6 protein-coding genes are annotated in these 6,161 nt (G+C 46.9%); 5 read left to right on the top strand and 1 reads right to left on the bottom strand.

Features of this window, described 5'->3' with window-relative positions; all coding sequences use genetic code 11:
• Positions 1-323: 323 nt before the first annotated feature.
• Positions 324-2,039: a M61 family metallopeptidase gene (locus ACFS7Z_RS26810; RefSeq protein WP_377492417.1), complete on the bottom strand. Its 1,716-nt coding sequence runs from the start codon at positions 2,037-2,039 to the stop codon at positions 324-326.
• 161 nt (positions 2,040-2,200) lie between these two features.
• On the opposite strand from ACFS7Z_RS26810, the gene rpmH reads away from it, so the two are divergent.
• The 5 genes from rpmH (at position 2,201) to ACFS7Z_RS26785 (ending at position 5,854) form a co-directional block, all read left to right on the top strand.
• Positions 2,201-2,362 (top strand): 50S ribosomal protein L34, encoded by a 162-nt coding sequence (gene rpmH, locus ACFS7Z_RS26805; RefSeq protein ID WP_162347583.1) that lies wholly within the window; start codon positions 2,201-2,203, stop codon positions 2,360-2,362.
• A gap of 39 nt (positions 2,363-2,401) precedes the next feature.
• The gene (rnpA, locus tag ACFS7Z_RS26800; RefSeq protein ID WP_377492412.1) at positions 2,402-2,812 is read left to right on the top strand and encodes a ribonuclease P protein component; all 411 of its coding nucleotides are present in this window, start codon (positions 2,402-2,404) and stop codon (positions 2,810-2,812) included.
• A gap of 27 nt (positions 2,813-2,839) precedes the next feature.
• On the top strand, positions 2,840-4,489 hold the full coding sequence (locus tag ACFS7Z_RS26795; RefSeq protein ID WP_377492409.1) for a S41 family peptidase: 1,650 nt from the start codon (positions 2,840-2,842) through the stop codon (positions 4,487-4,489).
• A 128-nt stretch (positions 4,490-4,617) separates the two neighbouring features.
• Complete coding sequence (gene tsaB / locus ACFS7Z_RS26790) at positions 4,618-5,313, top strand: tRNA (adenosine(37)-N6)-threonylcarbamoyltransferase complex dimerization subunit type 1 TsaB (protein ID WP_377492406.1); 696 nt, start codon at positions 4,618-4,620, stop codon at positions 5,311-5,313.
• A 28-nt stretch (positions 5,314-5,341) separates the two neighbouring features.
• Positions 5,342-5,854 (top strand): DUF2480 family protein, encoded by a 513-nt coding sequence (locus ACFS7Z_RS26785; RefSeq protein WP_377492403.1) that lies wholly within the window; start codon positions 5,342-5,344, stop codon positions 5,852-5,854.
• Positions 5,855-6,161: the final 307 nt, after the last annotated feature.

Below are 6,161 nucleotides of genomic sequence, written 5' to 3'. Positions count from 1 at the left end.
ATATTGGGACTATGGCAGTGAGGGCAGGTGGTCATATGAAGTAAAGGTTTGGCGATCTCTATTTCATAACACCTGCTTCTCATTGCTAATTCCTCAATATGACCATCCTTACTTTTAGTACACTACCCAAAATTGTGTTGCCTTACCGTTTTGCAAAACATGGAGGCGGTCTTTTGTACCTGTCATCCTGGAAGGATCTTGTGGGTTGCCTACAAGTAACCCACAAGATCCTTCCAGGATGACAGAATAGAATAGCCTATCACAGCTTTGTATCTAGCATTAAAGAATACCCTTTAATCCAGTATCCTTCGCCCATCCCTCTCCTAAAACTCCTGCTTCAGCCACAGCTTAAAATTCTGCTTCTGCTCTTCTGTGGCGTCTTTGCGCTTTTCAATCGTGAATTTGCTGTAGTAGCTTTTCCCATCTAATTTCAACTGCACTACCCGCAGCTGCTTTTCCCGAAACAGCGTTAGCTCTACCACCTCAGGCTGCAGCGAAAGCAGTTGCTGGAGGTTGTTCTCTAATTTTCGGCCGTTGAGGGCTACCAGTTCATCCTCTATACTCAGCACATGGCTGGCAGGAGCGTCTGGGGCGACGGCGGTTACTTTCACTGTTTGGTCCGATGATATCTTAAAACCATATCTGCCCTCGTGCAGCAGCGGGTTTTCCTGCTCATTCAGTGTGCAGCCAACAAACTTTAAAGCTTCATCTAAGCCAGGTTCAAGCGGTGCGGTGCCATTTATGTACTTCTCGAAATAAGACTGGAATGACTGCCCCGCTACTTCATCCACCAGTTGCGCATAATCCTGCTCGGTATAGCCCTTGTCCTTTTTCCCAAAGTTCTCCCACATTTTGCGCATTACCGTGTCCAGTGAAGCCGTGTTATGAGTCGCCTGCCGTAGTTGCAGGTCCAGGAGCAGTGCGGTGAGCGCACCTTTTATATAGATGGACACCTTGCGGTCAGGGATATTAGGTTTATAGCCATCCAGCCAGAGGTCAAAAGAGGAGTCTGCTACGGAGAGGTTGTGGCGGCCATAGTCGGCGAAGTAGCGCTGTAGCGTGGTGTTCAGCTCCTCAAAATACTGCGCTGCCGTGAACACCCCCGAACGCGCCAGCATATAGTCGCCGTAGTATGTGGTGATGCCTTCTGCCACATAACCCGTTCTGAAGTAATTCTCCTGTGCAAAATTGTATGGCAGCATTTCCTTTGGCCTTATTTTTTTGATGTTCCAGGTATGGAACAGCTCATGCGAACTCACCCCGATAAATTCTTTATACAGGCTCGGCTGCATCAGCAGTTCTCCCGGCCCGAGTGTGATAACAGTAGAGAGGCTGTGCTCAACACCGTGGTAGAAACGGTAGGGCAGTATTTCGTTCAGGTAATGGTACTCCGGCACCGGGAAATCTCCAAACACCTCTAGCTGCTCTTTTGTGAAAGCGGCAAAATCCTTCTTTATCTTCTCCCAATCCGGCTGGCAGTCGCCTTGTATCCAGATGTGGAACGGGATTTTGTTTACCTCAAATGTTTCCTTCTTCAGGTTGCTACTGGCAATGAGAGGGCTGTCCACTAGCGCATCAAAGTTTGCGGCTTCTAAAACATGCTTCTCCTTCTCAGGTAAGCCGCAGGCAATCTCCCATTCCTCAGGTATACTTAGCTGCAGCTCACAAATCTCCTGCTCTCGCTCCTCCACCGCCATCAAGCAGTTGATGGGGTTCAGGTAAAGCTGCTCCTCATCCAGCCAGGAGCCGCCGGCATCCATCTGGCGTGCAAAGAAGCTGTAGCTTATCTCCACCGTTTCAGCTCCCGTAGCTTTTACCAGCCACCGGTCTTTTGTTACTTTATTTATCTGAATGAACTCTCCATTGGCGCTGGCGGTAATGTTCCGGAGCTTTTGCGCGAAATGCTGTAGCTCATACCGGCCGGGGCGCCAAGCAGGCAGTTGCAGGTACAACTCTTCCTGCTTGTTTTGAGGTATGGTAAGGGTGATATCAACAAAATGTGTGAGCGGATTGGTGTATGAGATGTGGTAGTTTAGCATGCTGGAAGGTAGTCTTACATTAAAAGTTTGCTCTTTATTGCTGCTTTAACGCCTGTAAAGCGCCTTTTGATAGAGTTTTTTGAAGAATATTGGTGCCTGACATTGCTAATTTACAAAAGGTTGCCTAATTTTGCAGGCCATAATAAAACCATTGGCATACGATGAAAAGAACATTCCAGCCTTCTCAGAGAAAAAGAAGAAACAAGCACGGTTTCAGATCAAGAATGGAAACCGCTAACGGCAGAAGAGTATTGGCCAGCAGAAGAGCCAAGGGCAGAAAGAGACTAACTGTTTCTGACGAAAAAAGACATAAGGCGGCTTAATTCCTGAACGGGAATAGCTTCGCTTCGTAGTTTCCGCTGATGCACACAGAGCCAGCAGGCGAACATAAAGCAGAGCAGTCACCTCGCTATACATTTTCAAAAGAAGAACGCTTGTGCAGTAAGCGCCTTATCGCGCTGCTGTTTAGCAAGGGTTCTTCTTTTAATGTATACCCGCTGCGGTTTGTGTACCACACGCCGCAAGATGCGCAGCCCGGGCAGCCCCAGGTGCTCATTTCAGTATCAAAACGCTACTTTAAGCGTGCCACCGACCGCAACCGCCTGAAGCGGCAGATACGGGAGGCATACCGCCTGAACAAGCACATCCTTTACCAGAACCCACAGCAGGCTCCGCAGTTGCTGGGTGTCCTCTATATCGGTAAAGAAAAAAAGTCCTTTGATTCTATCCAGAAAAAACTAATTTCAGGTTTGGAACGTTGTTTGATTAAGTAGTCTCTCCACGTCCTTAACCAAGAAATTATGTATAAAAAGTATATAACTGGCCTCCTCATCGGTACGCTGGGTATCGGTCTGTTCTCCTTTAAGTCCGAATCAGACAAATATTTCGAGATCGCCAAAAATCTTGATGTTTTTGCTACCTTGTTTAAGGAGGTGAATACCTACTACGTAGACGATGTGCCCCCCGCACATATGATGCGTGTCGGCATCGATGCTATGCTGAAGTCGCTGGACCCCTACACTAATTATATTCCCGAAGACGATATTGAAGATTTCCGTACTATGACCACGGGTCAGTACGGCGGAATCGGTGCTATTATTGGCAGCCGCGATGGAAAAGTGGTGGTACAGATGCCTTACGAAAACTCTCCCGCTCATAAAGCAGGACTGGTTATCGGCGATGAAATCCTGAAAATTGATGGCGTAACCGTTACGGGTAAGTCTACCGGGGACGTGAGTAAGATGCTGAAGGGGCAGGCAAACACCACTATAAAATTAGAGGTGCGAAGCTATGGCCAGACCAAAGGCAGAACAGTGGAGCTTACCCGCTCTAATATTATGGTGGAGAATGTGCCATACTATGGTATGATTGACAAAGAAATAGGCTACTTCCAATTGTCAGGCTTTACCGTAGATGCTTCGAAAGAAGTAAGAATGGCGGTACAGAAGCTAAAAGAGCAGGGCGCCAAAAAAATAATCTTTGACTTACGTGACAATCCGGGAGGCTTATTGCATGAGGCGGTTAACATCTCGAACGTATTCGTAGACAGAGGCAAGGACATTGTAAGTACGAAAGGTAAAGTAACAGACTGGAATAAAACCTACAAGTCTTTGGATGAGCCACTGGATAAGGAAGTGCCGCTTGTTATCTTAACTTCTTCCAGAAGTGCCTCGGCTTCCGAGATTGTGGCAGGTGTAATGCAGGACTATGACCGTGCTGTGCTGGTGGGAGAGCGAACTTTTGGTAAAGGCTTGGTGCAGGCTACACGACCTCTTTCTTACAACTCTCAGTTGAAGGTAACAACAGCTAAATATTACATACCAAGCGGACGTTGCATTCAGGCGATTGACTATGCGCACCGCAACGAAGACGGTAGCGTAGGCAAAATTGCAGATTCACTGCGTGTTGCTTTCAAAACAGCGAACGGGAGAGTGGTGTATGATGGAGGAGGAGTAAGCCCAGATGTAGAGGTTGAGCAGGCAGAGTTTTCTGATATCACCAAAGCCATCGCTTCCAAAGGCCATTACTTTGAATACGCCAACAAGTATAAAGCAGAGAATCCGTCTATCGCGTCAGCCAAAGAGTTTAAGCTAACCGACAAGGAATACCAGGACTTTGTAGCCTATCTAGGTAATAAAGATGTGTCTTATCGCACAGGTATAGAAAGCGAACTGGAGGATGTTGCGAAGAAAGCAAAAGAAGGCAAGCATTACGATGACATAAAAGCTGAGTTGGATGCCATCAAAAAGAAGGTGTCTCATAACAAAGCCAATGACCTGATGCGCTTTAAGGCAGAAATCAAGGAAGTGCTGGAGGCGGAGATAGCTTCGCGTTACTACCTGCAAAAAGGCTACATCGAGTCAACGTTCGATGATGACCCAAATATCATCATGGCCAGACAAGTACTGAATGATCAGCAAAAATATAACTCCTACTTAAAAGGAAACTAAGCAAATGATATAAAGGAGAGGGTGGCGCAGTAATGTGCCACCCTCTTTTGCTTTCTGCTGATGATAAGCAGAGCTTTTGTTTCCTTGCTGTAGTTCCGCTAATTTTGCTGTGAATTTATTTATAAACCATGCCACTACTACTCGCACTCGAAACTTCTACCACTGTCTGTTCCATAGCCTTGTTTAAGGATCAGCAGCTGTTAGGCGCTTCGGAATTGCAGATAGAGAAATCACACTCTTCGCATATCACAGTCATGGTATCGCAGCTGGTGGAAAACTGTGGCGCGACGCTGAAAGAGCTAAGCGCAGTAGCTGTATCAGGAGGGCCGGGGTCTTATACAGGACTTCGGATTGGCTCTTCCACGGCAAAAGGATTATGCTATTCGCTGGATATTCCGCTCCTGGAGGTGTCAACGCTGTATGGGTTAGCAGCGCAGGTAGTGGCGGCCACTCCTAACCCGGAGCGCTACTTGTTCTGCCCGATGCTGGATGCCCGCCGTATGGAAGTATATACCTGCCTTCTAGACAGTGAACTACAGGAAGTGAGTCCGATAGAGCCGGTTGTGCTGGATGAGCAATTTTGTAAAGATAAGCTGAAGGCGCACCCCATTATCTTTTTTGGAAGTGGAGCTCAGAAGTTCAAGAATTTGTTAACAGATGCAGCGCATGCGTTGTTTATAGATGGGGTATTGCCATCCGCTAAAATAATAGGGCAGTTGGCGCTAAAGAAGTATGAGCAGGAAGCATTCGAAGATGTGGCGTACTATGAACCCTTCTACTTAAAGGATGTTTATATAACAAGTGCAGGTAAAAGCACAAAATAATACAGAACTATGTCAGAGATAATAAATTATGTCAGAGATAATAAATAAGGTAGCGCAAAGTGCGCTGGTAACACTGAACCTGGAACTGCTGCTGCATCCGGGAGAACGCGTAGTGTACGACATAAAAGACAACCTTTTCCACGGCCTTATTCTGAAGGAAAAAGATTTCCGGGCTTTTGTAAAGGAAATCGATTGGTCGCATTATGATGGAAAGAACGTAGCAATTATTTGTAGTGCAGATGCCATTGTTCCGACCTGGGCTTATATGCTGCTGGCGTCGAAGCTGCAGAACCACGCCAACTACTATATATTCGGAGATTTGGAAGCTCTCGAGCAGGCAATGATGCAGGAGGCTATAGCCAAAATTGATCCGGAGGAATACAGAGATGCAAAGGTGGTTATAAAAGGCTGCGGAAGTATACCGGTGCCCACTTATGCCTATGTAGAGGTAATGCGGAAGCTGCTGCCAGTTACGAGTAGCCTCATGTATGGAGAGCCATGCAGTACAGTGCCGCTGTATAAAAAGCCGAAGAACGCATAAGCAAAATTTCAGAAAGCTGAGAAGGGCAGGGAGATTGCTTCCTGCCTTTTTTGTTTATGCACAACATTATTAAAGAAGCAGGGGAAAAGCATGCATGAGGAAACTCATAAAATCTTCCGCTGCACCGGAACTCCCACGGCTCTCCTGCATGTTATTCTCCAGCGCCCGGGAAGCAGGCAATCAAAGTAAGAAAGCCCTAAAAGTTTATCAATCATCTGGAACTTTGGGCTCCCCGGCTACTGTTATTTCCCAGCGTCCGGTGTTGAAAAGCGAACCGGAGGGCATAAAGCAGCGCAGTTCAACTTAG

The organism is Pontibacter toksunensis, assembly GCF_042686245.1.
GTDB lineage: Bacteria > Bacteroidota > Bacteroidia > Cytophagales > Hymenobacteraceae > Pontibacter > Pontibacter toksunensis.
Note: the sequence above shows the minus strand (reverse complement) of the source record. Positions and strands in the feature narration are given on the sequence as shown.

Bases quoted from the DNA above. Each gene is read 5' to 3' on its own strand.
- ACFS7Z_RS26795 (WP_377492409.1), top strand. From the start codon at position 2,840: ATGTATAAAAAGTATATAACTGGCCTCCTCATCGGTACGCTGGGTATC.
- rnpA (WP_377492412.1), top strand. From the start codon at position 2,402: ATGCACACAGAGCCAGCAGGCGAACATAAAGCAGAGCAGTCACCTCGC.
- ACFS7Z_RS26810 (WP_377492417.1), bottom strand. From the start codon at position 2,039: ATGCTAAACTACCACATCTCATACACCAATCCGCTCACACATTTTGTT.
- ACFS7Z_RS26785 (WP_377492403.1), top strand. From the start codon at position 5,342: ATGTCAGAGATAATAAATAAGGTAGCGCAAAGTGCGCTGGTAACACTG.
- rpmH (WP_162347583.1), top strand. From the start codon at position 2,201: ATGAAAAGAACATTCCAGCCTTCTCAGAGAAAAAGAAGAAACAAGCAC.
- tsaB (WP_377492406.1), top strand. From the start codon at position 4,618: ATGCCACTACTACTCGCACTCGAAACTTCTACCACTGTCTGTTCCATA.